The sequence below is a fragment of the Burkholderia sp. KCJ3K979 genome (assembly GCF_016759955.1).
GTDB classification, from domain to species: domain Bacteria; phylum Pseudomonadota; class Gammaproteobacteria; order Burkholderiales; family Burkholderiaceae; genus Burkholderia; species Burkholderia orbicola.
Genome location: NZ_JACFYV010000069.1, coordinates 1 through 25,282 on the forward strand (window position 1 = coordinate 1; position 25,282 = coordinate 25,282).

Annotated in this window: 19 protein-coding genes; 12 read left to right on the plus strand and 7 right to left on the minus strand. The window is 68.5% G+C overall.

All coding sequences use genetic code 11. The features are described from left to right. Nucleotides 1–423: 423 nt before the first annotated feature. The 5 genes from H3O04_RS16915 (at nt 424) to H3O04_RS16935 (ending at nt 12,854) form a co-directional block, all read left to right on the plus strand. Nucleotides 424–1,458 (plus strand): rod shape-determining protein, encoded by a 1,035-nt coding sequence (locus H3O04_RS16915; RefSeq protein ID WP_023476573.1) that lies wholly within the window; start codon nt 424–426, stop codon nt 1,456–1,458. A gap of 167 nt (nt 1,459–1,625) precedes the next feature. Then, nucleotides 1,626–2,318, plus strand: a complete 693-nt coding sequence (locus H3O04_RS16920; protein WP_202588097.1) for a YdcF family protein — start codon at nt 1,626–1,628, stop codon at nt 2,316–2,318. 712 nt (nt 2,319–3,030) lie between these two features. Next, nucleotides 3,031–10,128 carry an autotransporter-associated beta strand repeat-containing protein gene (locus H3O04_RS16925; protein ID WP_202588098.1) on the plus strand — a complete coding sequence of 2,366 codons (7,098 nt, stop codon included), beginning with the start codon at nt 3,031–3,033 and terminating at the stop codon, nt 10,126–10,128. Between the two features lie 155 nt (nt 10,129–10,283). Further along, nucleotides 10,284–12,506, plus strand: a complete 2,223-nt coding sequence (locus tag H3O04_RS16930; protein WP_023476021.1) for an amylo-alpha-1,6-glucosidase — start codon at nt 10,284–10,286, stop codon at nt 12,504–12,506. Nucleotides 12,507–12,602: 96 nt separating this feature from the next. Continuing rightward, nucleotides 12,603–12,854 (plus strand): hypothetical protein, encoded by a 252-nt coding sequence (locus H3O04_RS16935; protein WP_006480787.1) that lies wholly within the window; start codon nt 12,603–12,605, stop codon nt 12,852–12,854. Between the two features lie 482 nt (nt 12,855–13,336). Here H3O04_RS16935 and penR read toward each other — a convergent pair whose 3' ends face one another. After that, nucleotides 13,337–14,227, minus strand: coding sequence for a beta-lactamase transcriptional regulator PenR (gene penR, locus H3O04_RS16940; RefSeq protein ID WP_027808062.1), 891 nt, complete (start codon nt 14,225–14,227; stop codon nt 13,337–13,339). A 136-nt stretch (nt 14,228–14,363) separates the two neighbouring features. Here penR and blaPEN-B point away from each other — a divergent pair, with 136 nt between their 5' ends. Further along, nucleotides 14,364–15,302 (plus strand): PEN-B family class A beta-lactamase, encoded by a 939-nt coding sequence (blaPEN-B, locus tag H3O04_RS16945; protein ID WP_202588099.1) that lies wholly within the window; start codon nt 14,364–14,366, stop codon nt 15,300–15,302. Nucleotides 15,303–15,784: 482 nt separating this feature from the next. Here the strand turns inward: blaPEN-B and H3O04_RS16950 are convergent, their stop codons facing one another. The 5 genes from H3O04_RS16950 to H3O04_RS16970 all read right to left on the minus strand — a co-directional run bounded on the left by H3O04_RS16950 (nt 15,785) and on the right by H3O04_RS16970 (nt 19,776). Next, nucleotides 15,785–15,985 carry a membrane protein gene (locus H3O04_RS16950; protein ID WP_006485688.1) on the minus strand — a complete coding sequence of 67 codons (201 nt, stop codon included), beginning with the start codon at nt 15,983–15,985 and terminating at the stop codon, nt 15,785–15,787. A gap of 578 nt (nt 15,986–16,563) precedes the next feature. Then, nucleotides 16,564–16,932: an antibiotic biosynthesis monooxygenase family protein gene (locus H3O04_RS16955; protein ID WP_202588100.1), complete on the minus strand. Its 369-nt coding sequence runs from the start codon at nt 16,930–16,932 to the stop codon at nt 16,564–16,566. Between the two features lie 36 nt (nt 16,933–16,968). Further along, the gene (locus H3O04_RS16960; RefSeq protein ID WP_023476025.1) at nt 16,969–17,415 is read right to left on the minus strand and encodes a MarR family winged helix-turn-helix transcriptional regulator; all 447 of its coding nucleotides are present in this window, start codon (nt 17,413–17,415) and stop codon (nt 16,969–16,971) included. A gap of 325 nt (nt 17,416–17,740) precedes the next feature. Beyond that, the gene (locus H3O04_RS16965) at nt 17,741–19,108 is read right to left on the minus strand and encodes an ATP-binding protein (protein WP_237666323.1); all 1,368 of its coding nucleotides are present in this window, start codon (nt 19,106–19,108) and stop codon (nt 17,741–17,743) included. 5 nt (nt 19,109–19,113) lie between these two features. Continuing rightward, nucleotides 19,114–19,776, minus strand: a complete 663-nt coding sequence (locus H3O04_RS16970) for a response regulator (protein ID WP_011547236.1) — start codon at nt 19,774–19,776, stop codon at nt 19,114–19,116. Between the two features lie 234 nt (nt 19,777–20,010). On the opposite strand from H3O04_RS16970, the gene H3O04_RS16975 reads away from it, so the two are divergent. The 5 genes from H3O04_RS16975 (at nt 20,011) to H3O04_RS16995 (ending at nt 24,621) form a co-directional block, all read left to right on the plus strand. Beyond that, nucleotides 20,011–20,364 carry a YgiW/YdeI family stress tolerance OB fold protein gene (locus H3O04_RS16975; protein WP_202588102.1) on the plus strand — a complete coding sequence of 118 codons (354 nt, stop codon included), beginning with the start codon at nt 20,011–20,013 and terminating at the stop codon, nt 20,362–20,364. Between the two features lie 55 nt (nt 20,365–20,419). After that, nucleotides 20,420–21,280, plus strand: a complete 861-nt coding sequence (locus tag H3O04_RS16980) for a MurR/RpiR family transcriptional regulator (protein ID WP_006480794.1) — start codon at nt 20,420–20,422, stop codon at nt 21,278–21,280. A 58-nt stretch (nt 21,281–21,338) separates the two neighbouring features. Then, a complete protein-coding gene (locus tag H3O04_RS16985) occupies nt 21,339–21,764 on the plus strand; it encodes a GNAT family N-acetyltransferase (RefSeq protein ID WP_124591871.1) in 426 nt (141 codons plus the stop codon). Between the two features lie 183 nt (nt 21,765–21,947). Then, on the plus strand, nt 21,948–23,615 hold the full coding sequence (locus H3O04_RS16990; protein WP_202588103.1) for an ankyrin repeat domain-containing protein: 1,668 nt from the start codon (nt 21,948–21,950) through the stop codon (nt 23,613–23,615). Nucleotides 23,616–23,760: 145 nt separating this feature from the next. Beyond that, complete coding sequence (locus H3O04_RS16995; RefSeq protein ID WP_034175396.1) at nt 23,761–24,621, plus strand: isocitrate lyase/PEP mutase family protein; 861 nt, start codon at nt 23,761–23,763, stop codon at nt 24,619–24,621. A gap of 55 nt (nt 24,622–24,676) precedes the next feature. Here H3O04_RS16995 and H3O04_RS17000 read toward each other — a convergent pair whose 3' ends face one another. Continuing rightward, nucleotides 24,677–24,820: a hypothetical protein gene (locus H3O04_RS17000; protein WP_202588104.1), complete on the minus strand. Its 144-nt coding sequence runs from the start codon at nt 24,818–24,820 to the stop codon at nt 24,677–24,679. A 145-nt stretch (nt 24,821–24,965) separates the two neighbouring features. On the opposite strand from H3O04_RS17000, the gene H3O04_RS17005 reads away from it, so the two are divergent. Next, a complete protein-coding gene (locus H3O04_RS17005) occupies nt 24,966–25,232 on the plus strand; it encodes a YodC family protein (RefSeq protein WP_006480798.1) in 267 nt (88 codons plus the stop codon). Nucleotides 25,233–25,282: the final 50 nt, after the last annotated feature.

The following is a 25,282-nucleotide window of genomic DNA, read 5'->3' on the forward strand; positions in this document are numbered from 1 at the left end:
GCCGGCGCGTTGGCTGCAGCGGCAACGGTCTGGGCAGCGGCGGATTCGGCGGCCGGCAGCGGTTGCGCGGCGAGCGTGCAGCACCAGAAGGCAACGAGCGTCGTGCAGAGCGGGCCCAGCGGCGCCCAGCGGAAGAAAGCGGTCGCTGTCATGGTGAAGATACCTGGCGTGATCGTGCGTCTGAGGCCTGCCGGGAGCAGGCAAGACCGAGAGATTACCGTGTTTTACAGGCCCGACGCGAGAGGCCGTTGCGTAGCCGGACGTGCCCGGAACGCCACATTCGGCAAATTCGTCGCGAAAAAATCATGGGAATTGCCTAAAGTATCGGAACGATTTGCCGCTAAGCTCGTGATGGGGCGGTATGGACGCGCGGCAAAAAGTGCGGCGCGGCTGTCCCGGCCCGTTCCCTCACCAAGGTTTGATATGTCGACACCGCTGTTCGGAAAGTTGTTTGCGCAACCCGTTGCGATCGATCCGGGAACGGCGAGTACGCGGATCTATACGCATGAACGCGGCGTGGTGCTGAACCAGCCGTCGGTCGTGTGCTTCCGCAAGGGCGGCGCGAGCGACGCGCGGCCGACGCTCGAGGCCGTCGGCGAGCTGGCCAAGGCGCTGCTCGGCCGCGAACCGGGGCATCTGGAAGCCGTGCGGCCCATGCGCCACGGCGTGATCGCGGACGCGCACGCGGCCGAGCAGATGATCCGCAGCTTCATCGACATGTCGCGCACCCGCTCGCGCTTCGGCCGCCGCGTCGAGGTCACGTTGTGCGTGCCGTCCGATGCGACGGCCGTCGAGCGCCGCGCGATCCGCGAGGCCGCGTTCGCGGCCGGCGTATCGGAGGTCGAACTGATCGAGGAGTCGCTCGCGGCCGGGCTCGGCGCAGGCTTGCCGGTGACCGAGCCGGTCGGCTCGATGGTCATCGACATCGGCGGCGGGACCACCGAAGTCGCGGTCATCGCGCTCGGCGGCATCGTCTACCGCGAGGCGATCCGCGTCGGCGGCAGCCAGTTCGACGCGGCGATCGTCAACCATGTCCGCAACCTGTACGGCGTGCTGCTCGGCGAACAGACGGCGGAGCACGTGAAGAAGACGATCGGCTCGGCCACCAGCGCGGTGCCGCGCACGTCGACCCGCGCCGTCGGCCGCAGCATCGGCGACGGCCTGCCGCGTTCGGTCGAGCTGTCCAACCACGACGTCGCGGACGCGCTGGCCGCGCCGCTCAAGCAGGTGATCGGCGCGGTGAAGTCGGTGCTGGAAAACGCGCCGGCCGAACTCGTGACCGACATCGCGAATCGCGGCGTGGTGCTCACCGGCGGCGGCGCGCTGCTCGCCGATCTCGAGCGCCTGCTGTACGACGAGACCGGGCTGGTCGCGCGGATCGCCGACGAGCCGGCCACCTGCGCGGTGCGCGGCGCCGGCGAGGCGATGGGGCGGCTCGCGATGTGCCCGGCCGATTGAGCCCGGGCGGTGCCGGTTTTGCGGCGCGGCGCATCCTTCACATTCTTTCGATCTCCCTATGGCCGGCCTGCGTGGCCGGCATCGGTTCGTCGCATGGACAGGCGCGAGCGCGCCGTGCTAGCGTGACGCGCCCGTCGTGACGTGCCCGTTCGGGGCCGGGCCGGCCGATGCGCCCGACGACACCTGAGAGACCGAATACCTTGAAATATCGAACCAAACGGAGCTTTGCGGCCCGGGCCGGCCGCGTGCTGGCCGTCGTTGCGTGCGTCTGGGCCGCGGCGGCCGCCGCGATCGTAATCCGTGGCATGCGGATGCCCAGCGACCCGGCGGACGTCGCCGTGATCTTCGGCAACGCGCTCGACGACACCGGCGCGCCGAAGCCCGTGCTCGCGGCCCGGCTCGATGTGGGCGTGCGCTGCTATCACGCGGGGCAGTGCCCGGCGTTTCTGGTCAGCGGCGCGATCGACGGCCCCCGGCTGAACGAGGCGACGGCGATGCGTGACTACCTCGTTGCGCGCGGCGTGCCGGCGGACCGGATCGCCGTCGACGACCAGGGCGACAACACGCTCGCGACCGCGCAGCACACGCTGGCCTACCTGCACGCGCATCGCCTGTCCCGCGTGCTGATCGTCAGCCAGTATTACCACCTTGCGCGGGCGCGTCTCGCGTTCGAGCGCGTCGGCATTGCGCGGTCGAACATCTCCGCCGCCTATCCGCGCCGCTTTCAGTGGCGCGATGTCTATTCGAGCTGGCGCGAGGTGCCGGCCTACGCGGTGTATGCGGTGCGGCTGTGGGTGAATCCCGATGCGCGGCCGGTTTCGTTTCGGCCGATGCTTTATTTGATGCGGCTGTTTTCGTGAGGCGGCGGCCCCGGGAGCGCGCGCTTCCGATCAGCGTGGCTTCCTTCTCCCTTCGGTTGCCTACCGTCTCGTGTCGGCGGTGCGAACGTCATTGACGCCGGACGAACGATAACGATTTGCGTTGTCGTTTCATTTCGAGACGAAAATCGAAGCAACGCCCGTGATTGTTTGAAAATCCGCATTCGCATGCCAAATTTAGCGAATGAGGATGAGTCGTATTGGCGATTCGGGACGGCCAATATATTGCACTGCAAAATCCGCAGATGCTGAATCAAGTCGATATATCAGTGTTTTCACGGATGCGGCGTATCCAATATCTTTGCGAAAAGTCAAAAAGCGCCGGCGAAAAACGTGCCGGATTGTCATTTCCGATAGCCTGTCGGGGAGTAAAAAGTACATATCCCTTGGCCCTTGATCCGACGGGGAAATATCGACTGGAAAACGGCTCGAGTTTGATATAGCCTTGTCTGATAAAAGCAGGGCGGTAATCAAATCAACCAGAAAGTCGCTGCAAAAATACAGGGGCCACCATCATGTCATTCGACTAGTTTCGAACCTGCATTTCCGGGTTGTTAAAAAATTCATCCATGAATAAACCGACATCGCGTCGCGATTGCCGGAGCGGACGCTTTTATCCGTGATTTTCTGCCGTGCGTCAGTCGGTGTGGCCGCAATACCGATACCAAAGCCGAAATCAATAACGAGGGAAAGCATGACTATTGCGCGTTCGAAAAAAGCGGGTGAGCCGTTTCCGAGACTGCTGTTGCCCACGGGCGTGTTTCTGGCGCTGTCGGGCGCGGGCATCGTTCCCGCCCACGCGACCTGCAGCACGGCGGGCACCACGGTGACCTGTTCCGGCGTCGCGAATCCGCTGGCACCCAGTTATTCGAACAGCGCCAACAATCTGAACGCGACGGTCAACCCCGGTGCAAGCGTCGGCGTGCTGCTCGGCGTCGGCGGCACGGCGATGTCGCTGACCGGCAATAACGTCACGCTGACCAACAACGGCACGATCGACCCGTCGGCGCTCGGCTCGGGGCTCGGCGTGCTGTCGAGCGGCACGGTGGTCGGCAACGCGGCGGCGAGCACCACGACCGTGACCAACAACGGCACGATGATGGGCTCGACCGGCGTCGCGATCAGCGGCGTGACGGGCATGGCGCTGTCGGTTCAAAACGGCGCGGGTGGCACGTCGACGATTACGAACACGGGTACGATCGGCTCCTCCCCGCTGGTCGGCGCGACCCTCGTCGGCGCCGATGCGCCGGTGGTCGCCGCGTACGGCGGCGGCACGGTCAACATGACGAACAGCGGAACGATCACCGGTCGCGTGTCGTTGGGGTCGAGCGGCACACCGGGGCAGGGCAATACGTTCACCAACTCGGGCACGATCAACGGCGGCGTGTCGATGGGGGCGAACAGCACGAATACGTTCAATGCGGTGACGGGCTCGTCGGTCAACACGGCCGGCGGTACCGGCGGCGCATTCAACATCACGGTCGGGCCGATCACGCTCGGCGTGGCGGCAACCGGCGTCGTCGACGGCGGCGCGGGTGGCAACAACACACTCAACCTGCAGCAGGGAACTGCGGCGAACGGCACGATCGCGGCCAACAACTACATCAACTTCAATCACCTCGACGTCACGAGCGGCAACTGGACGATCAACGGCGCGTCCACCGCGCAGGACGCGACGCTGACGGGCGGCGTGGCGATCATCAACAACAACGCGTCGCTCGGCACCGGTACCGTCACGGGCAACGGCGGCGCGTTGCAGGCCGGCACGACGGGACTCAACGTCTCCAACAACGTGTCGCTTGGCGCGGGCGGCCTGACGGTGCAGGGTGCGACCGGGCTGACGCTGTCCGGCGGGGTGTCGGGTGTCGGCGCGCTGACGAAGAACGACGGCGGCACACTGACGCTGTCCGGCGCGAACAGCTACACGGGCGCCACGAACCTGAATGCCGGCGGCCTGGTGGTCGGCAACAATTCGGCACTCGGCATCGGCGCGCTGAACGTCAACGCGTCGGCGTCGCTCGACGCGAGCACGAACGTGACGCTCGCCAACACGGTCAATCTCGCCACCGGCTCGACGCTGACGCTCGGCGGCAGCAACGACCTCGGGCTGACCGGCACGATCAGCGGCAGCGGCGGCCTCACGAAGAACGGCGCGGCAACCACGACGCTGAGCGGCGTGAATACGTATACGGGCGATACGACCATCAACAGCGGCACGCTCGCGCTGAACGGGGCCGGCAGCCTGTCGGCGACCGGCACGGTCAACCTGACCGGTGCGGGCGCAACGTTCGACGTGACCGGTGCATCGGGCGCGCGGACCATCGGCTCGCTGGCCGGCGCGGCCGGCACGAACGTGACCCTCGGCGCCAATTCGCTGACGCTCAACGGCAGTGGCAATGCGACCTATGCCGGCACGATCGGCGGGTCCGGCAGCGTGACGCTGTCGGGTACCGGCACGCAATCGCTGACGGGCTCGAACGTGTACACGGGCGGCACCAACCTGAACGGCGGCAACCTCGTCGTCGGTAGCAATACGTCGCTCGGCATCGGCGCGGTGAACGTGAACGGCTCGTCGACGCTCGATGCGACCACTAACGTGACGCTCGCGAACGGCGTCAACCTCGCGACGGGCACGACGCTGACCCTTGGCGGCAGTACCGACCTCGGCCTCGGCGGCGTGGTTTCCGGCGGCGGCGGTCTCGTGAAGAACGGTGCGGCGACGCTGACGCTGTCGGGCGCGAACAACTATGCAGGCGGCACGACGCTGAATGCCGGCGGACTGGTGCTCGGCAATGGCTCGGCGCTCGGCACCGGCGCACTGACCGTCGGCGGCTCGGCGACGCTCGATACGAACACGAACCTCACGGTCGGCAATGCGATCAACCTCACGACGGGCAATACGCTGACGCTCGGCGGCAGCAACGCGCTCGGGCTGAGCGGTGCGATTTCCGGCGCGGGTGCGCTCGTGAAGAACGGTGCGGCGACCACGACGCTGACGGGCGCGAACACGTACACCGGCGGCACGACGATCAATGCCGGCACGCTGGCGATCGGCGCGGGCGGCAGCCTGTCGTCCACGGGGACGGTGAACCTGGTCAATCCGGGGGCCGCACTCGACATCAGCGCGGGCAGCGCGCAGTCGATCGGCGCGCTGTCGGGCGCCATCGGCACGAGCGTGAGCCTCGGCGCCAACGCACTGACGCTGGGCGGGACCGCGAGCGGCACGTTTAGCGGCACGATCGGCGGCACCGGCAGCCTGACGCTGGCGGGTACCGGCACGCAGACGCTGAACGGCGCAAATACGTACACCGGCGGGACGAACCTCAATAGCGGCAGTCTGGTGCTGGGCAACAACGGGGCGCTGGGCGCCGGCGCGCTGAACGTCGGCGGCGCGGCGACGCTCGATACGAACACGAGCCTGACGGTTGGCAATGCAATCAATCTCGGCACGGGCGCTGCACTGACGCTGGGGGGGAGCAACAACCTCGCACTGGGCGGCGCGATTTCCGGCGCGGGCAGCCTCGTGAAGGACGGTGCGGCCACCACCACGCTGACCGGCGTGAATACCTACACGGGCGGCACGACGGTCAACGGCGGCACGCTGGCGATCGGCGCGGGCGGCAGCCTTGCATCGACCGGCGCGATGAATCTCGCGGGTGCTGGCGCGACGCTCGATCTCAGCGCCGCGACGGGCGGCCAGACGCTCGGTGCGCTGTCGGGTGTCGCCGGTACGAACATCAACCTCGGGAGCAACGCACTGACGCTGGGCGGGACCGCCAGCGGCACGTTCAGCGGCGCGATCGGCGGCACCGGCAGCCTGACGCTCGCGGGCACCGGCACGCAGACGCTGAACGGCGCGAGCACCTATTCCGGCGGGACGAACCTCAATAGCGGCAGCCTTGTGCTCGGCAACAGCGGGGCGCTTGGCGCCGGTGCACTGAACGTCGGCGGCTCGGCCACGCTCGATACGAACACGAACCTCACGGTCGGCAATGCGATCGATATCGGGACGGGCAATACGCTGACGCTCGGCGGCAGCAATGCGCTCGGGCTGAGCGGTGCGATTTCCGGCGCGGGCAGCCTCGTGAAGAACGGCGCGGCGACCACGACGCTGACGGGCGCGAACACGTACACGGGCGGCACGACGATCAATGCCGGCACGTTGGCGGTGGGCGCGGGCGGCAGCCTTGCATCGACTGGCGCGATGAATCTCGCGGGTGCCGGCGCGACGCTCGATCTGAGTGCCGCGACGGGCGCACAAACGCTCGGCGCATTGTCGGGTGTCGCGGGAACGAGCCTCAACCTCGGCGGCAACGCACTGACGCTCGGCGGCACGGCCAGCGGCACGTTCGGCGGGGTGATCGGCGGCACCGGCGGTCTCACGTTGTCGGGCACCGGCACGCAGACGCTGTCCGGCGCGAACACCTATACGGGCGGCACGACGATCGGCGGCGGCAGCACGCTGGCACTGGGCGCGGGCGGCAGCCTGGCGTCGACCGGCACGGTGAACCTGACCGGGTCGGGCGCGACGTTCAACCTGAGCGGCGCATCGGGCGCGCAGACGATCGGCGCACTGACCGGCGCGGCCGGCACGAATGTGAACCTCGGCGGCAACGGGCTGACGCTGAGCAGCGCGGGCAACTACGCGTTCGGCGGCGCGATCGGCGGCACGGGCGGCCTGACGCTGGCCGGCGCGGGTACGCAAACGCTGACGGGCGCGAACACCTACACGGGCGGGACGACGATCGGCGGCGGCAGCACGCTCGCACTCGGCGCAGGCGGCAGCCTCGCGGCGACCGGTGCCGTGAACCTCGCGGCCGCGGGGGCGACGTTCGACCTGAGCGGCGCGTCGGGCGCGCAGACGATCGGCGCGCTGACCGGCGCGACCGGCACGAACGTGGCGTTGGGCGCGAATGCGCTGACGCTGAACGGCAGCGGCAACAACACGTTCGGCGGCGCGATCGGCGGAACGGGCGCGGTGACGTTCGCCGGCACCGGCACGCAGACGCTGACGGGGGCGAACACGTACACGGGCGGCACGACGATCGGCGGCGGCAGTACGCTGGCGCTCGGCGCGGGCGGCAGCCTTGCATCGACGGGCGCGGTGAATCTCGCGGGCACCGGTGCGACGTTCGACGTGAGCGGCGCGACGGGCGCGCAGACGCTCGGCACGCTGACCGGCGCGGCCGGCACGAACGTGAATCTCGGTGCGAATGCGCTGACGTGGAACGGCACCACCAACGGTACGTTCGGCGGCACGATTGGCGGAACGGCAGGCGTGACGTTCGCCGGCACGGGCACGCAAACGCTGACGGGCGCGAACACGTACACGGGCGGCACGACGATCAACGGCGGCAGCACGCTTGCGCTGGGAGCCGGTGGCAGTCTCGCGTCCGGTAGCGCGGTGAATCTCGCCGGCACCGGTGCGACGTTCGACGTGAGTGGTGCGACGGGCGCGCAGACGCTCGGCACGCTGTCGGGCGCAGCCGGCACCAACGTGAACCTCGGCGCGAACGCGTTGACGTTGAACGGCAGCGGCAACGGTACGTTCGGCGGCGCGATCGGCGGAACGGGCGGCGTGACGCTGGCAGGCACCGGCACGCAGACGCTGACGGGCGCGAACACGTATACGGGCGGCACGACGATCAACGGCGGCAGCACACTCGCACTCGGCGCGGGCGGCAGTCTCGCATCCACGGGCGCGGTGAATCTCGCGGGCACCGGCGCCACGTTCGACGTGAGCGGCGCGACCGGCACGCAAACGGTCGGTGCGCTGTCGGGCGCGGCCGGCACGAACGTGAATCTCGGTGCGAATGCACTGGCGCTGAACGGCAGCGGCAGCAGTACGTTCGGCGGCACGATCGGTGGCGCGGGCGGGGTGACGGTGGCGAGCGGCACGCAGGTGCTGACCGGCGACAACACGTACACCGGCGGCACCACGATCGCGGCCGGCGGCACGCTGCAGCTCGGCAACGGCGGCACGTCGGGCAGCGTGGCCGGCAACGTCGTCGACAACGGTGCGCTGATCGTCAATCAATCGGGCAATGTGACGATCGCGAGCGTGCTGTCCGGCACCGGCTCCCTCACCCAGGCCGGCAGCGGACAACTGACCCTGACCGGCACGAGCACGCTGAGCGGCCCGACCACGGTCGGCGCGGGCACGCTGGCCGTCAACGGATCGCTCGGCCAGTCGACCGTCACAGTGCAGAACGGCGCGACGCTGACGGGTACCGGCACGATCGGCGGCCTCGTGGTGCAGGGCGGCGCGACGGCGGCCGCCACGCAACCGGGCGCGGCGCTGAACGTGGGCGGCAACGTCACGTTCCAGCCGGGTTCGACGTTCCAGGTCGCCGCGACGCCGCAGCAAAGCGGCAGTCTCGCGGCGAGCGGCACGGCGACGCTGAACGGCGGCACCGTACAGGTGCTCGCGAACCAGAGCGGCTATCAGCCGAGCACGACGTACACGATCCTCAGCGCGTCGTCGGGCGTGCAGGGCGCGTTCACCCAGGTGAGCGCGAACTACGCGTTCCTGACGCCGACCCTCAGCTACGATCCGGGCCACGTGTATCTGCGGCTGGTTCAGAACGGCACGTCGCTGCCCGACGTCGCGACGACGCCGAACCAGCGCTCGGTCGCGACCGCGGTGGCCGCGCTCGGCGCCGGCAATCCGCTGTACGACACGGTGCTGACGACCGACGCGCCGACCGCACGCCGCGCGTACGGACTGCTCGGCGGCGAACTGCAGGCGAGCCTGAAGAGCATGCTGCTGATCGACAGCCGCTATGTGCGCGACGCGGTGACCGATCGCGTCCGTCAGGGCCTCGCGCCCGGCTCGGGCCCGCTCGCGGCGCTGTCGTCGGGCGGCGCCGCGCTGTGCGGCGACAACACGGCCGGCGTGGTCGACCCGACGCTGCCGCCGGAACGCCGGATCGGTTCGCGCGACGGGTGCTACGGCGGCACGCCTTATCAGCCGGTCGTCTGGGGGCAGGCGTTCGGCGGCCGCAGTCGGCTCGCCGGCGACGGCAATGCGTCGTCGATCAACCGCAGCATGACGGGCTTCATCGCCGGCGCCGACATGGCGCTCAACGACAAGTGGCGCGCGGGTCTGGCCGCCGGCGTCACGCACGGCTCGCTCGACAACGACCAGAGTTCGTCGGCAGCGGTGAACAGCTACTACCTGTCGCTGTACGGCGGCGCGCAGTACGGCGCACTCGGCGTGCGCGGCGGTGCGTCGTACACGTGGTATCGCATCAACAGCGACCGCTATCCGGGCTTCGCGGGCTTCTCGGATCACGATTCGGCGGGCTACAACGCGAATTCGGCGCAGGTGTTCGGTGAAGTCGGCTACGCGCTGCCGGTCGGGCCGGTCGCGATCGAGCCGTTCGCGGGCCTCGCGTATGTGAACCTGCATACCGACGGCTATACCGAAAGCGGCGGCGCGGCGGCGCTGCGTGCCGGCGGCGAGACGACCCACGTCGGTTTCTCGACGCTCGGCCTGCGCGCGGCGTCGCAGCTCGGCTCGATCGCGAGCGGCACGTTCACCGCGCGCGGGACGGTCGGCTGGCGGCATGCGTTCGGCAACGTGCGGCCGTCGTCGGCGTTCACGTTCGCGAACGGCGGCACGTCGTTCCAGGTGTCGGGCGTGCCGATTGCGCGCGACAGCGCGGTGCTCGAAGCCGGCATCGACGCGAACATCACGAAGCGCCTGACGCTCGGCCTCACGTACAGCGGCCAGTACGGCAGCGGCGTGCGCGACAACGCGATCCTCGGCAACATCCTGTGGAAATTCTGACCGGTAACTGAGGAGCCCGTGCGCGGCGCGCTGCGACGAAGCAACGTCGCAGCGCGCCGCGGCCGTTTCGGCGCTGCGCACGTTCGCCGTTCTGGCCTATCCTGTGCGAAACACGCGACGCGCGCCGCGCGTTGCGCCTCGACACAGGAGCATCGATGCCGAATCACGCCGAAGCCACGACGACGCAGGCGCCGCAAGTCGCGCCGGTTCCCCCGACCTCCGCATCGGGTCCCGCTTTCATCGCGCCCGAAGCCGATCCGCAGGTCCTCGCGCGCAACAACCAGTACGTGCTGAAATCCGGCGACGCGTTCGTGGTCAGCGACGCGCTCGGCGACATCGGCGGGCATGACGACGGCCTGTTCGTCGACGACATGCGCGTGCTGTCGAAATGGCGCCTGACGTTCGGCGGCCGCGCGCCGTCGCTGCTGTCGGGCGCGACGAGCGCCGACAACGCGTCGTTCACCGCGCACCTGACGAACCGCCCGCTGCCGCCGCTCGGCGGCCACGAGACGCCCGAGGGCGTGATCCACATCGAGCGGCTGCGCGTGCTCGCGGGCGACGTGCTGTACGAAGCGCTGACGCTGACGAACTACGGCGCGAGCGAAGCCGAGGTGCCGCTGTCGCTGTCGTTCGCGGCCGATTTCAAGGACATGTTCGAAGTACGCGGCACGCAGCGGCCGAAGCGCGGTACGGTGGGCGCGCCGCGCGTCGACGCGGGTGCGGTGCGGCTGCGCTACGACGGCCTCGACGGCGTCGAGCGCAACGTGACCGTGCATTTCTCGCCGGCACCGGACGCGCTGTCGGTCGATCGTGCCGACTACACGCTGACGATCCCCGCGCAGGCGTGCGTGTCGATCTACCTGACCGTCGATGCGACGCTCGGGCCCGCGCAGGCCGAAGGGCCCGGTTGCGGCCGTGTCGCGTTGCGCACCGCGCTCGTCGGCGTGCATCGCGAGATGCGGACGCGGCGCGAGTCGATGGCGCGCGTGAACACCGGCAATCCGCTGTTCGACGCGTGGCTCGATCGTTCGCTCGCGGATCTCGGGCTGCTCACGACGCAGCTCGACACGGGGCCGTACCCGTATGCGGGCATTCCGTGGTTCTCGACGCCGTTCGGCCGCGACGCGATCATCACGTCGCTGCAGATGTTGTGGCTGCAGCCTTCGCTCGCGCGCGGCGTGCTGCGTTTTCTCGCCGAGCACCAGGCGCGCGAGACCTCCGCGTTCCGCGACGCGGAGCCCGGCAAGATCATGCACGAGTTCCGCCGCAGCGAGATGGCCGCGACCGGCGAGGTGCCGTTCGCGCTGTACTACGGCGGCGTCGATACGACTCCGCTGTTCATCGTGCTCGCGGGCGCCTATGTCGAACGCACCGGCGACGACGCGCTGATCGACGAGCTGTGGCCCGCGCTCGAGCGTGCCGCGCAATGGGTGATCGACAAGTGCGACCGCAATCCGTACGGACTGCTCGATTACCAGCGCACGTCGGAGCGCGGCCTCGCGAACCAGGGCTGGAAGGACAGCCACGATTCGGTGTTCCATGCGGACGGCCGTTTTCCGGATGGCCCGATCGCGCTCGTCGAAGTGCAGGCCTATGCATGCGCGGCGCTCGACGCGATGTCGGCGTGCTCGCACCGGCGCGGCCATGCGGCCGACGCGACGCGCTACGCATTGCGCGCGAAGACGCTGCGCGACCAGGTCGACGCGCTGTTCTGGATGCCGGAAGGCGATTTCTACGGGATCGCGCTCGACGGTCATGGCGAGCTGTGCCGCGTGTTCGCGTCGAACGCGGGCCACCTGCTCGCGTTCGGGCTGCCCGACGCCGAGCGCGGCGCGGCGGTCGCCGGCGTGCTCGGCTCCGCGCTGTTCCAGACGGGCTGGGGCATCCGCACGCTCGCGGCCGGCCAGCCGCGCTTCAACCCGATGGCGTACCACAACGGCTCGGTGTGGCCGCACGACAATGCGCTGATCGCGCGCGGGCTGGCGCGCTACGGCGACAAGACGGCCGCGGTGAATCTGTTGCGCGCGCTGTTCGAGGCGGCGGTGAGCTTCGAGATGCGCCTGCCGGAGCTGTTCTGCGGGTTCCCGCGCCGGCGCGGCGAACCGCCGACCGCGTATCCGGTGGCCTGCCTGCCGCAGGCGTGGGCGGCCGGCGCGCCGTTCATGATGCTGCAGGCGTGCCTCGGCGTGAGCATCGACGCGTCGCGCCACGAGGTGCGCGTCGAGCGCCCGGCGTTGCCGGAAGGCGTCGACTGGCTGCGGATCGACGCGCTGCGCGTCGGCGACGAAACCGTGTCGTTGACGTTCCGCCGCGTCGATGGCCAGGTCGTCGCGGCGGCGGAGCAGCCGGGCCGCGTGAAGGTGGTCGCGGTGCTGTAGCGGCCGGCTGCGCGAACGTTGCGCGATGTCGCGCCACGTTCGCGCGCAGCGGCATAGAATCGTGACATGACCCTTGAACGATGGCGGAGGTAGACGATGACGACCGACAACCGGCCCGACGACGGCGAGCACAAGCTCGAGCATCTGGAAGCGGCGGTCGACCACCTGCACAAGTCGATCGAATCGCAGAGCATCGCGGTCGGCGCGGCGAAGGGCATCCTGTTCAGCCTGATCGAAACGCTCGGTGCGCTGATCGGCGATCCCGATCTGCCGGAGCATGCGCGTTCGGGCTACGAAGCGCTGCGCGACAAGGCGAGCGAATTGCGCGGCGGGCTCGACCGCCATTGATGCACGGGCGGCGCACGCGCTGCCCAATTCGGCAGACGAAGCACAAAAGCCCGTGCGCTCAATCAGTTAGGTGCCCGATACGCAGGATATCCACAAGCTTGCCAACACAATCTGTGGAGAACCGCCCGGCCGTCGGCCGGGTGCGCCGCGCGTGCGCGGTGTGCGGTTCGACCATCGTTCCGGTGCCACACCCTTGACCGGTCAAGGTCCGTGGATCGAATCCCCTTGTGTATCAAGATGTTACGCGTCTGATCTGACGGATATCCACAGGCTTGCCAACAAAATCTGTGGACAACTCGCAATCGATTGCGTCGCAATGGTTGAGGATCGGGCCGGAATGCCGCAGGCCGCGAAGCCCGTGCGCAAAGGCTGCCCGCGCCGTGAATCGGCGCGCGAATGCGTGCACGATCAAGGGCTTAGGCGCCGGGTACCCAGGATATCCACATCCTTGCCAACACTTTCTGTGGACAAGCGCGGCCGCGCTATTCGGTGGGCGCGGCGCTCGCCGCTTCCGCCACGATCCAGTCGCGAAAGAGCGTCATCGCGGGCGTCAGCGGTTTCGACTTCAGCGACGTGAGCCAGTAGCCGCCGGCGCGCACGTCGATGTCGAGTGGTCGTGCGAGCAAGCCGAGCTGCAGTTCGCGCGCGAACATGCAGGCGGGGGCGAGCGCGACGCCCGCACCCTGCATCGCGGCCTCGACCATCAGCCGGGACGAATCGAACACGGGCCCGTTGACGGCCCACGGTTCGAGCTGCGCGGCGTCGAACCAGCCGAGCCATTCGTCGGTGCGATACGAGCGCAGCAACGTTTCGTTCGCGAGATCGGCCGGCTGCGCGAGGCGCCGTGCGATGTCCGGCGTGCACAGCGCCGTGAGCGGCGCATCGAGCAGCCGCTCGTTGCGCGTCGCCGGCCAGTTGCCAACGCCAAAGCGGATCGCGAAATCGAGGCCCTCGGCGGCGAGATCGACGACGTTGTTGTTGGTCCGCAGCCGCAGCTCGACGAACGGGTGCGTGTCGCCGAACTGCTTCAGCCGCGGCATTAGCCAGCCTAGGGCAAAGGTGCCGACGACGCCGAGCGTCAGCACCTCGTGGAAACGCCCGCCGTCGAACTGCTTGAGCACCGTCTCGATGCGGCTGAACGCGTCGCTCAGCACTGGCAGCAGCGCGCGCCCCTCGTCGGTCAGCCCGAGGCCGCGCGGCAGGCGCGTAAACAGCGTGCAGCCGAGCCGCTCCTCGAGCGAGCGCACCTGCTGGCTGACGGCGGCCTGGGTCACGCTCAGTTCGAGGCCGGCGCGCGTGAAGTTCAGGTGGCGCGCCGACGATTCGAACGCGCGCAACGCATTGAGCGGAAGATGAGGGCGGAGCTTAGTCATAAGAATTTCTTTTGTCAGCGCTCAATTATCGTTGCTTGTCAGGCAACCGTAAAGTCTCGATAGTGCGGTCTCGGCGGCCGGCCGTTTTCAAACCCTCGACGCCGTTTCTCCGCCATTCCACCACGAGACAACCGACATGACCTACTCATCGAAACGTCGAACCCTGTTGCTGGCTGCCGCGACGGCGCCGCTCGTTCTCACCGTCACCGCGTGCGCGTCGCGGCAGGGCGCTGCGCCGGACGAAGCCACGCGGGCAGCGGCGGCTGCCGCGGACGCCATTGCCCCCGCGGCGGCGGCGACGACGCTCGCCGATCTCGAGCGCGACGCGGGCGGCCGTCTCGGCGTGTGCGCGATCGATACGGCCAGCGGTCGCGTCATCGAGCATCGCGCGGGCGAGCGCTTCCCGTTCTGCAGTACGTTCAAGGCGATGCTGAGTGCGGCGGTGCTCGCGCAGAGCGTCGAGCGGCCGGGCTTGCTGCAACAGCGCGTGACTTATACCAAGGCCGACCTCGTCAACTATTCGCCGGTGTCGGAGAAGCACGTCGGCTCAGGCATGACGGTCGCCGCGCTGTGCGAGGCCGCGATCCAGTACAGCGACAATTCGGCCGCGAACCTGCTGATGAAGCTGATCGGCGGCCCGTCGGCGGTAACGGCCTACGCGCGCTCGATCGGCGACGATGCGTTCCGGCTCGATCGATGGGAGACCGAACTGAATACCGCGCTGCCGGGCGACCCGCGCGACACGACGACGCCCGCCGCGATGGCCGCCAGCCTGCGCGTGCTGACGCTCGGCGACGCATTGCCGGCCGCGCAGCGTGCGCAGCTCGTCGCGTGGCTGCGCGGCAACAAGGTCGGCGACAAGCGGATTCGCGCGGGCGTGCCGGCCGGGTGGGTGGTGGGCGACAAGACCGGTACCGGCGACTACGGGACGACGAACGACGCGGGCGTCATCTGGCCGACGTCGCGCGCGCCGATCGTGCTGGCCGCGTACTACACGCAGACGCGAGCCGATGCGCGGGCGAAGGACGACGTGATCGCGTCGGTCGCGCGCATCGTCGCGCAGACGTTCGGTTGAGCGGCGCGGCACGGCGTGCGTGGCGAGCGTCGCGGGCGCGCCGTGCCGCGGTCGTGACCCGCGCGATCAAACGTTGTGCGATCAACGACTTAGATCGCGCATGCTCAGGATATCCACATGCTTGCCAACAAAAATTGTGGACAAGCCCGCGAACGGCGGCGTGCGGCGCGACATGCGCCCTCGTGCCGGGTTTGAAGCAGCGCGGACAAAGTCTTTCGGATCAAGTGCTTGACCGCGGTATGCGCAGGCTATCCACACGCTTGCCAACACAATCTGTGGACAAGCATGGCGGCTGGGGTGGCTGGCGGGGCGTCACGCGCCGAGAAGGTACGCAACCGACGATTGACCGCCCGCGTGCCGCTTTCGAGGCGGCGCGGACAAAGTCTTTCGGATCAAGTGCTTGATCGCGGTATGCGCAGGCTATCCACATGCTTGCCAACATAATCTGTGGACAAGCCCGCGCGCTGCCGCGATGGCAACGCTCAGGGCTGCCGATCGCCGACGGCGGGCCAGCGCGCGAACGCGAACACCCACAGCATGATGAAGTTCAGCACCGGGACGAACATCGTCAGGATCCACCAGCCCGAATGCCCGGTGCGCCGGACGATGCGGACGTACGGATAGACGACGATGGCGACGAGCACGAGCGAGATGAGCAATTGCCACGCGGTGAAGTGTTCCATGGTCTTCCTCGGATTGAAATGTCGTCATGCGGTGCCGGCGGAACGGCCGGCCCGTGGCGCCGACGCGCGTCCCCGGCGCTGCGCGGCCGCGTGCGGCTTGCGTGATCTTGATGGGTGACGGGCGGGGGCGTCAAGGCATCGGCGCCGCGCTGCGATCGCACTGAATCGTCCGTGTTCGCGCGGGCCGCTACCGCGCGCTGCCGAAACGGTGACACGCGGCACGAACCGTAGACCGATCAACGGGTTAGCGCAGGCTTGCGCAGGATATCCACAAGCTTGCCAACACAATCTGTGGGTAAGTGGCGCAGCGCCGGCCCGGTATGCGTGCGGGGTTAGACGAGCATCGGACGTGCATCGGGACGACATCATCGTGGCGTCGTGATGCGAAGTGCGGCGAAGCGGTGTGCGCGATGGCCATGACGCACGCCGCGTCTGCATCACGCGTGCCAAAGTCCATCGGATCAAGGGTTTAGCGTCGTGGTGCGCAGGATATCCACAAGCTTGCCAACATTTTCTGTGGAGAAGTCCGCGTGCGCGATTTGGCCGACGCCACACGCTGCCACGCTTCGCACGCGGGCTCACGCCGTACAGATACCGGCCACGCCGACCTTCTGGAACAGGTGCGGGCTGGCGACGGCGGACGACGGATAGGCCGACAGCTTCGCGACGAACTCCGGGTGCGTGAAGGCCGCGCGAAACGCGTCCGTCGATTCCCAGATCGCGTAGTTCAGGTAGGTCGGGCTGTCGCCGAGCGCGCGGTGAAGCTGCGTCGAGATGAATCCCGGCTGCCGCTTCATGAATGCCGCATCGTCTTGCCATACGGCGAGAAAATCGGCTTCGTCGGCGGCTGCGAGCGTGAACAGGTTGACGAGCACGACCGGGTCGGCGTCGATCGCAATCTGTTGCTGGATCGGAAAGGCCGGGTCCATCGGCTTGAACTGGGGCATGGGTGCTCCTGGGGTAGGTAGAGGGCAAGCGGGCGGCTACGCGTGGCCGTCCTGGCCGTGCGCGCCGGACATCGCCGACAGCACGCGCAGCGCCGCGTCGAGGTCGGTCGAGCTGAAGTCGCCGGCGATGTCGCGGACATGCCGCTGCCACTGCTCGACCACGGCCTGATAGGCCGCTTCGCCGCGCGGCGTCAGCGCATACAACGGCGAGCGCTTGTGCGCCGGATTGGGCAACGACAGCACCAGCCCTTCGTCGGTCAGCACGTTGATCTGTTTCAGGACGGCCTGCCGCGTGATGCCCATCGCGTCGGCGATCTGCGGGATGTTGGGCGCGTCTGGCGCCATCGAGATCGCGCCCAACACCTGCCAGCGCGCGCTGGTCAAGCCGTGCGGCCCGGCGAAAGTGTTGCCCCATTCGATCAGCAGGCCGTTCAACCGGAATACGGACAGCGCGACGGCGGTCAACTTGTCGGATTTCGTCATGTCCAGCTCGGATCGTAAATTGACAACCATTTTACGTAATGGACAACTGGTTGTCAAATTGACGGGCGAGCGTCCACAGACGAAGGGGTGTCTGTATCGCAGCGTGGGAGAGCACGCGAACATCTGCGAGACCTCGACCGGGCCTTGGGTCGGGCGGATCGTTCGCGATAACTGACGCGCATGCGTGCTTGCTTGTCCGTGGCGGGCGCATTTGCCGCGCACGCACGACAAACCCTTTCCGATCAAGGGCTTGGTGCCGTTAATGGAAGGTTGTCCACAAGCTTGCCAACATTATCTGTGGACAAGCCTTCGGGCCGCCCGCGCGTCAGGCCGGCGGCGGGAAGCGCACCGTGACGGTCAGCCCGCGCCCGCCGCGCGTGGTGCCGAGCGAGACGGTCGCGCGATGCTGTTCGGCGATCCGCTTGACGATCGACAGCCCGAGCCCGCTGCCCGACGACGTGGCGGCCTGCGCGCCTTCGCCGCGATAGAAGCGTTCCCACACGTCGGTGCGTTCGGCTTCCGGAATGCCGGGGCCGTCGTCGGCGACTTCGAGCACGGGCGTCGTGCCGTCGATGCGCGCCGACACGTCGACGCGTGCGCCTTCGCCCGCATAGCGGATCGCGTTGTCGACGAGGTTGTTCAGCAGCACGCGCAGCGTGTCCGCGTTGCCCGCGGCGATCACGGGTGCGTCGACGATCGCGCCGAGATCGATCCGGTGCGCGTCGGCGACGCGCGCGCGGTCCGACACCACCGAGCGGCACAGCGCGGCGAGATCGACCGGCGCCGATGCGGCGACGACCGCCTGCGCATCGGGTTCGAGGCGGGCGAGCGTCAGCAATTGTTCGGCGAGGTGGCCGAGCCGCGTCGTGCCCGCATGGATCTGCGCGAGGATGTGCTCGCGTTCCTCGGCGCTCGCCGCGCGCCGCAGCAATTGCGACTGGATCGACAGCCCCATGATCGGCGTACGCAGCTCGTGCGCGGCATCGGCGATGAAGTGGCGCTGCAGCGTGAACGAGCGGTCGAGGCGCGCGAGCAGGTCGTTGATCGCTTCGGCGAGCGGGCGGACCTCGTTCGGCATCGATGCGACGTCGACCGGTTCGAGGTTGTTCGCATTCCTGCGTTTCAGGCCGGACGCGATCGCCCGCAACGGCCGCAGCCCCGCGCCGATGCCGAACCACAGGCCGAGCGCGAGCAGCGGCAGCATCGAGAACACGGGCCAGAGCAGATGGACGGCGATGCCCGCGATCGCCTCCCAGCGCGCATGCCGCGCCTGCGCGAGCCGGATCGTCGTGCCGCCGCGTTCGGTCACATAGGTGCGCCACGGCTGGCCGCCGACGTCGACGCTCGCGATGCCCTGCTGCGCGGGCGCCGGCAGCTTCGAATCGCGGTCGGTCGAATACACGAGCGTGCCGTTGCGCCACACTTGCAGCAGCACCGCATCGGGGTCGCTCGCTTCGAAGCCGTGCTTGCCTTTGGCGTGGTTGCTGAACGACAGCTCGCCGTTCGGGCCGACGACGATCTGTTTCGACATGCTGCGCATCTGGTCGTCGAGCAGGTCGTCGAGTTCGCGCAGCGCGCCCCAGTAGGTGCCGGCGCTCGCGACCAGGCCGATCACGCACGCGGCCGGCAGCAGCCACGTCAGCAGGCGCCGCCGCAGCGACGCGTTGCGCCAGCGCGCGACCGCGCGTTGCATGCGCGTCACGTGCCGTCACCGATCCGGTAGCCGACGCCGCGCACCGTGCGGATCATGTCGTGGCCGAGTTTCTTGCGCAGGTTGTGGATATGCACCTGCACCGCGTTGCTCTCGATTTCCTCGCCCCAGCTGTACAGCCGTTCCTCGAACTGTTCGCGCGAAATCACTGCGCCCGGTTCGCGCATCAGCTCGTGCAGCAGCACGAATTCCTTCGGCGACAGCGGCACTTCGTCGTCGTCGAGCCAGACAAGGTGCTTGACGGGATCGAGCCGCAGCGGGCCGATCGCGAGCGTCGTCTGCGCGCGGCCCGCATGGCGGCGGTTGACCGCGCGGATGCGGGCGAGCAGCTCGTCGAGCTCGAACGGCTTGACGAGATAGTCGTCCGCGCCGCTGTCGAGGCCGGCGATGCGGTCGGGCACGCCGTCGCGTGCGGTGATGATGATCGCGGGGAGGTTTTCGTCGCGGCGGCGCAGCGCGGCGAGCACGGACAAACCGTCGCGGTTCGGCAGCCCGAGATCGAGCAGCAGCAGCCCGTAGCCGGTCGCGCGCAGCGCCAGCGACGCGGCGTCGCCGTCCTTCACCCAGTCGACCGCGAAGCCTTCCTGTTTGAGGCCCTGTTCGAGCCCGCTGCCGATCAGCGGATCGTCCTCGACGAGCAGTACGCGCATGAATTCGTGTCTCTCCAACGGGGGCGCCGTGGCGCCCGGGATTCCCATGATAAGCGTACGTGTCTTAGGCCGAGCTTAAATGCGCGCGGTGCGCGGCGCGGTTTTCGTACTCGTCCAATGCGGCACCGTGTCACTTCGGCATGCCCTTCAGGTTTGCTTAATCTTACGGTCCGTAATCTGGCGCCGTCGCGTTCAACGGAGCGCGGCGCCACATCGAAGAAGAGGACCGAGATCATGAAACACCTGGCCAGAATCCTGGCGGTCGCGCTCGTCGCGCTGCCTGCCGCCGTCTACGCGCAATACACGGGGCCGTCCGCGCTGACCACGACCACCGTGAAGGAGCTGCTCGCCAACGGCAAGGATGACCAGCACGTGCAGTTGCAGGGGCGCATCGTCAAGCACGTCGGCGGCGAGGATTACGAGTTCGCCGACGCCACCGGCACGATCCGCGTCGAGATCGACCACAAGCTGTGGGCGGCGGGCCAGCCCGTCAGCGACAAGAACGAAGTGAAGCTGAACGGCGAATTCGAGCGCAAATGGTCGGGCCGCGTGAAGGTCGACGCCGATCACGTCGAAGTGCTGCGCTGACCGGTGGGCGCGGGGCCGGTGATACCATGGACGACCGGTTCCCGTTCCCACCAAGATGGCCGCCAATTTCGACGAACTCGCGTCCCGGATCCGGACGCAATTTTCCGAGCTGAGCCCGCAATTCCAGGCGGGCGCGGCCTTCCTGCTCGATCATCCCGACGAAGTCGCCACGTCGTCGATGCGCAAGGTCGCGCAGCGCGCGCAGGTGCAGCCTGCGTCGCTCGTGCGGCTCGCGCAGCAATTCGGCTTTCCCGGCTGGAACGAGCTGCGCGACCTGTGCGTCGCGCGCGTGCGCACGCGGCCCGAGCCGCTCACGCAGCGCGCTCGCTCGCTCGTGCGGCCCGACGCGAAGGCGTCGCTCGCGCACGACCTGCTGGCCGCGCAGCAGCACAACCTGTCGGCGACCGCCTCGCAGAACGAGCACGCGCTCGCCGATGCCGCGAAGCTGATCCGCAAGGCATCGCACGTGCATGTGGCGGGGTTCCGCTCGTGCTATCCGGTCGCGTTCGGTTTCGTCTACGGCTACCGGCTGTTTCGTCCGACCGTGTCGCTGCTCAACGGCGTCGCCGGTTCGCTCGAAATGGAGCTGCGCACGATCGCGAAGCAGAGCGTGACCGTGATCGTCAGCTTCGCGCCGTATTCGGCCGAGGCGACGCGCGTCGCGCAGGCCGCGAAGGCGCAGGGCAGCAAGATCGTCGCGATCACCGATAGCGCCGTGTCGCCGATCGCGCTGCACGCGGACGCGCAACTGATCTTCACGCACGACAGCCCGTCGTTCTTTCCGTCGCTGGTGGCCGCGCATGCGATGGCCGAGACGCTGGTCGCGCAGTTGCTGGCGCTCGAAGGCAGCGACGCGATCGCGGCGCTCGAGCGAACCGAAGCGGAACTGCACGCGAAGGGCGCGTACGTCGTTTGACGTGTGCGGGGATGTGCGGCTGGTTGAACCCACTTTCATTGACTACCCGACGTAACCGATGACGTTGACCTATGCAGTGACCGACGCGGCGGACGCGGAGGTGCGCAAGCAGATCGTCGCGCCGCTCGTCCGCTTCAACGAAAGCCAGGCCGGCCCGGCCGACTTCCGGCCGCTGGCCGTGATCGTGACCGACGCGGCCGGTTCGGTGGTCGGCGGCCTGTGGGGCGGCACGGCGTTCGGCTGGCTGCATGTCGACCTGCTCGTCGTGCCCGAGGCCGCGCGCGGCCAGGGCGCGGGCACGCGCATCATGGATCTGGCCGAACGAGAGGCCGTCGCGCGCGGCTGCCACAGCGCGTGGCTCGACACGTTCGACTTCCAGGCGCGGCCGTTCTACGAGAAGCGCGGCTATGTCCGCTTCGGCGAGCTGCCCGATTATCCGGTCGGGCACACCCGCATCTTCCTGACGAAGCAACTCGCGGGCTGAGCGGCGCCGCGCGGCACGGTTGACGATGCCGACGGCCGTCGCCTACGATACCGGGCAGCGATGCAGGTCGCTTCCGGGTCCGCGGAAAGGGTTCAACCCACCTGTCGCGGCAAATCCAGTCTTTCCCCATCCTTCGTGCTGGCGGTATTGCGGACCTTCGGCCATCCATGCACAAGGATTCGCATGAAAAAGCTGCCTCCCGACGCTCATCCCGATCATCTGAAAAAGCAGGCCAAGGCATTGTTGCGCCTGTACCGGCAGGGCGATGCCGGTGCCGTCGCGCGCTTCGTCGCATCGCTGCCGGTCGCCGCGCATCGCACGCATGACGAAACGCTCGCGCTCGGGCTCCGCCTGCACGACGCGCAGTCCTGCATCGCACGCGAGTACGGCTTTGCTTCATGGGCCGATCTCGGCGCGTTCGTCGAAACGCATGCGCTCGCGCGGCAACCGCGCGCGCTGTTGAGCCGGCGCTGGCTCGACCTCGCCTACGGCGCCGACGTGACCGGCGGTTTCGACGCGGCCCGGCCGCGCGTCGCCGCGCAACTGCTGCGCGATCATCCCGAACTCGTGTCGGCGGACCCGGCGATTGCATGCGCGGCGGGCGATCTCGACGCGGTGAAGGCGGCGCTGGCCGCCGATCCCGGCTGGATCGCACGCGCCGGCGGTGCGCTGAAGTTGCCGCCGCTCGTCGCCGTCACGCATTCGCGGCTCGGGCAGCTTCCCGAATTCGCAGTCAGGCTGCGTGCGTGTGCGCGCCATCTGCTCGATGCAGGCGCCGATCCGAACCAGCGGATCGGCAACCGGTATCCGCCGGCCTCGCTCGCCGAGCCCGACGCGTCGGAACCGTTGTCGGCGCTGTATGGCGCCGTCGGCGTCAATCGCGATCCGGCGCTCACCGCGATGCTGCTGGAAGCCGGCGCCGATCCGAACGACGGCGAATCGTTGTATCACTCGGTGGAGAATCCGGCGTGTACGCGTCTGCTGCTCGAGCACGGCGCACGGGTGGGCGGGACGAATGCGTTGCGGCGCGCGCTCGACGTGCCGGACGGGGCCGCGCTCGAGTTGCTGCTCGCGCACGGCGGCGACCCCAACGAACCGGCCGGCGAAGGGCCGACGAAGACGTGGGGCGCGCCGTTGCTGCGCGCGATCGCCGTGCGTTGCCCGGCGCGCCATGTCGCCGCGCTGCTGGAAGCCGGCGCCGACCCCCGCGCGCGGACCGCGACGGGCGTCAGCGCGTACCGGCTCGCGATGCAGGCCGGGTTGTCCGACGTCGCGGCGCTGCTGCGCGCTGCCGGAGCCGAGGAGACGCTCGACGCACAAGATGCGTTCGTGGCGGCCTGCGCGCGCGCCGATGCCGACGACGCACGGCGCATTCAGGCGAAGCATCCCGAGCTGCCCGGTGCGCTGGCCGACGAGCAACTGCGGCTGCTGCCGGACGCCGCCGCGTGGGGTTCGCGCGAGGCGGTGAAGGTAATGGTGGAGCTGGGCTGGCCGATCGCCGCGCGAGGCGGCGATTGGGACGCGAGCGCGCTGAATCACGCGGTGTTCCGCGGCGATGCCGAACTTCTGGCGTTCCTGCTCGCGCGCGGCGCAAGCTGGCGTGAGCTGCACGGATTCGGCAGCGACGCGCTCGGTACGCTGTCCTGGGCGTCCGTCAACGAACCGGAGGGCGTCGGCGATCCCGACTGGGAAGCGTGCGCGCGCGTGCTGATCGCGCACGGCGTGCCGCAAGCGGTGCGCGATCCGTCGAATCCGGATCGCGTGCTCATCGACGGTCGCGCGATGCGGTTCTCCGAGGCCGTCGCCGACGTGTTGCTCGGCATCGACGGCGGGGCGTCCGCATCGACGTAAATTGACGCGAGCGGCCCGGCGCGGTGGCCTGCATTCGGCCTTGGCGCGCGTTCTTCCGGGTTGCGCGACGACATTTCGGCAAACGCTGAAACGTCGCGTGCACGACCGGCGTAAGCTCACCGTCAACACCTTCCCGGAGTTCACGATGACCCGTTCCGACCAGCAAGCCCGCCACGCCGAAGCTTTCCGCGCGCTGCACACGCGCCCCGGCGCGTTCATCATCCCGAACCCGTGGGACGCCGGCACCGCGCGACTGCTCGCGATGGCCGGCTTCGAGGCGCTCGCCACGACGAGCGCCGGCTACGCGTTTTCGAAAGGGCGGCCCGACAACGCGATCGACCGCGACGCGATGCTCGATCACATCGCCGATCTCGTCGCCGCGGGCGGCCTGCCGGTGAGCGCCGATCTCGAGAACGGTTTCGGCGACGCGCCCGACACGGTGGCCGAGACGATCCGGCTGGCGGCCGAGGCGGGCGCGGTCGGCGGCTCGATCGAGGATGCGACGGGCCGCGCCGATACGCCGATCTATGCGCGCGACGCGTCGGTCGAGCGCATCGCGGCGGCCGTCGACGCGGCGCGCGCGTTGCCGTTTCCGTTCACGCTGACCGCCCGCTGCGAAAACTACCTGCACGGCCGCCGCGATCTCGACGACACGATCGCGCGGCTCGTCGCCTATCGCGACGCCGGCGCCGACGTGCTGTACGCGCCCGGCATCACCGACGCCGACGAGATCGCGGCGGTGACGCGGGCGGTCGGCGCGCCGGTCAATGTCGTCATGGGCCTGCAGGGCGGGTTGCTGAGCCTCGACGAGCTGGCGGCGCTCGGCGTGAAGCGCGTCAGCGTCGGCGGCGCGCTGGCGCGGGCCGCGCTCGGCGCGTTCCTGCGCGCGGCGACGGAGATGCGGCGCGACGGCACGTTCACCTTTAGCCGGGCAGCCGTGCCGGGAAGCGATATCAACCGCTGGTTTGCGGCGCCGGATAATTCGCCGATTTTGTCAGACGAATGAACCCTAATAAAATCAGAAATCGTTTCCACCGAAACATTGATTGACAATAATCAACCTATTTCGCGTCCGAATAATCGTCGATGACGACGCGAAAATCATCGTCCATTCTCCGCATTTCCGCCCGTTCTGCTGCCGCCGGCGCGTCAGCCGCGCCAGATCTGACGCCCGGCGGGCCGTCATACGTGACGATATCGCGCATTGTTGCAGGTTCTCGTTCAGAGCGTTTCCGTGCGCGGGAGTTGCCGGATGATTTTTTGATTGATAATCTTCGGCACGTTCCAATGACCGGTAAGTGGGCCGCCGGGAATATCAATATATTCAATATATAAAAAGCTGAGAGAGCGATGACGATCCGAGAAAATCACCGCGTCAGGTTTCGCGTGGGCGATGTCGTGACGCTGAAAACGGGCGGGCCGCGCATGACCGTCACGTATGCCGGGCCGGTCGTGTTCGACGACGACGACTGGCTGATCTGCCAGTGGTTCGACGAAAGCGGCGAGTTCCGGCAGGAAATGTTCCATCACGACACGGTGGTGCCCGAGCCGCGCGCGATTTCGGCCGGGCGGGTCCGGCTGCGCATGCAGTCGCACCGCTATCGATCGGCGGCCTGACGTCGGCCGGCCGCCGCGATGCGCGGCGTCCGCGCAGCGACATTTCACGC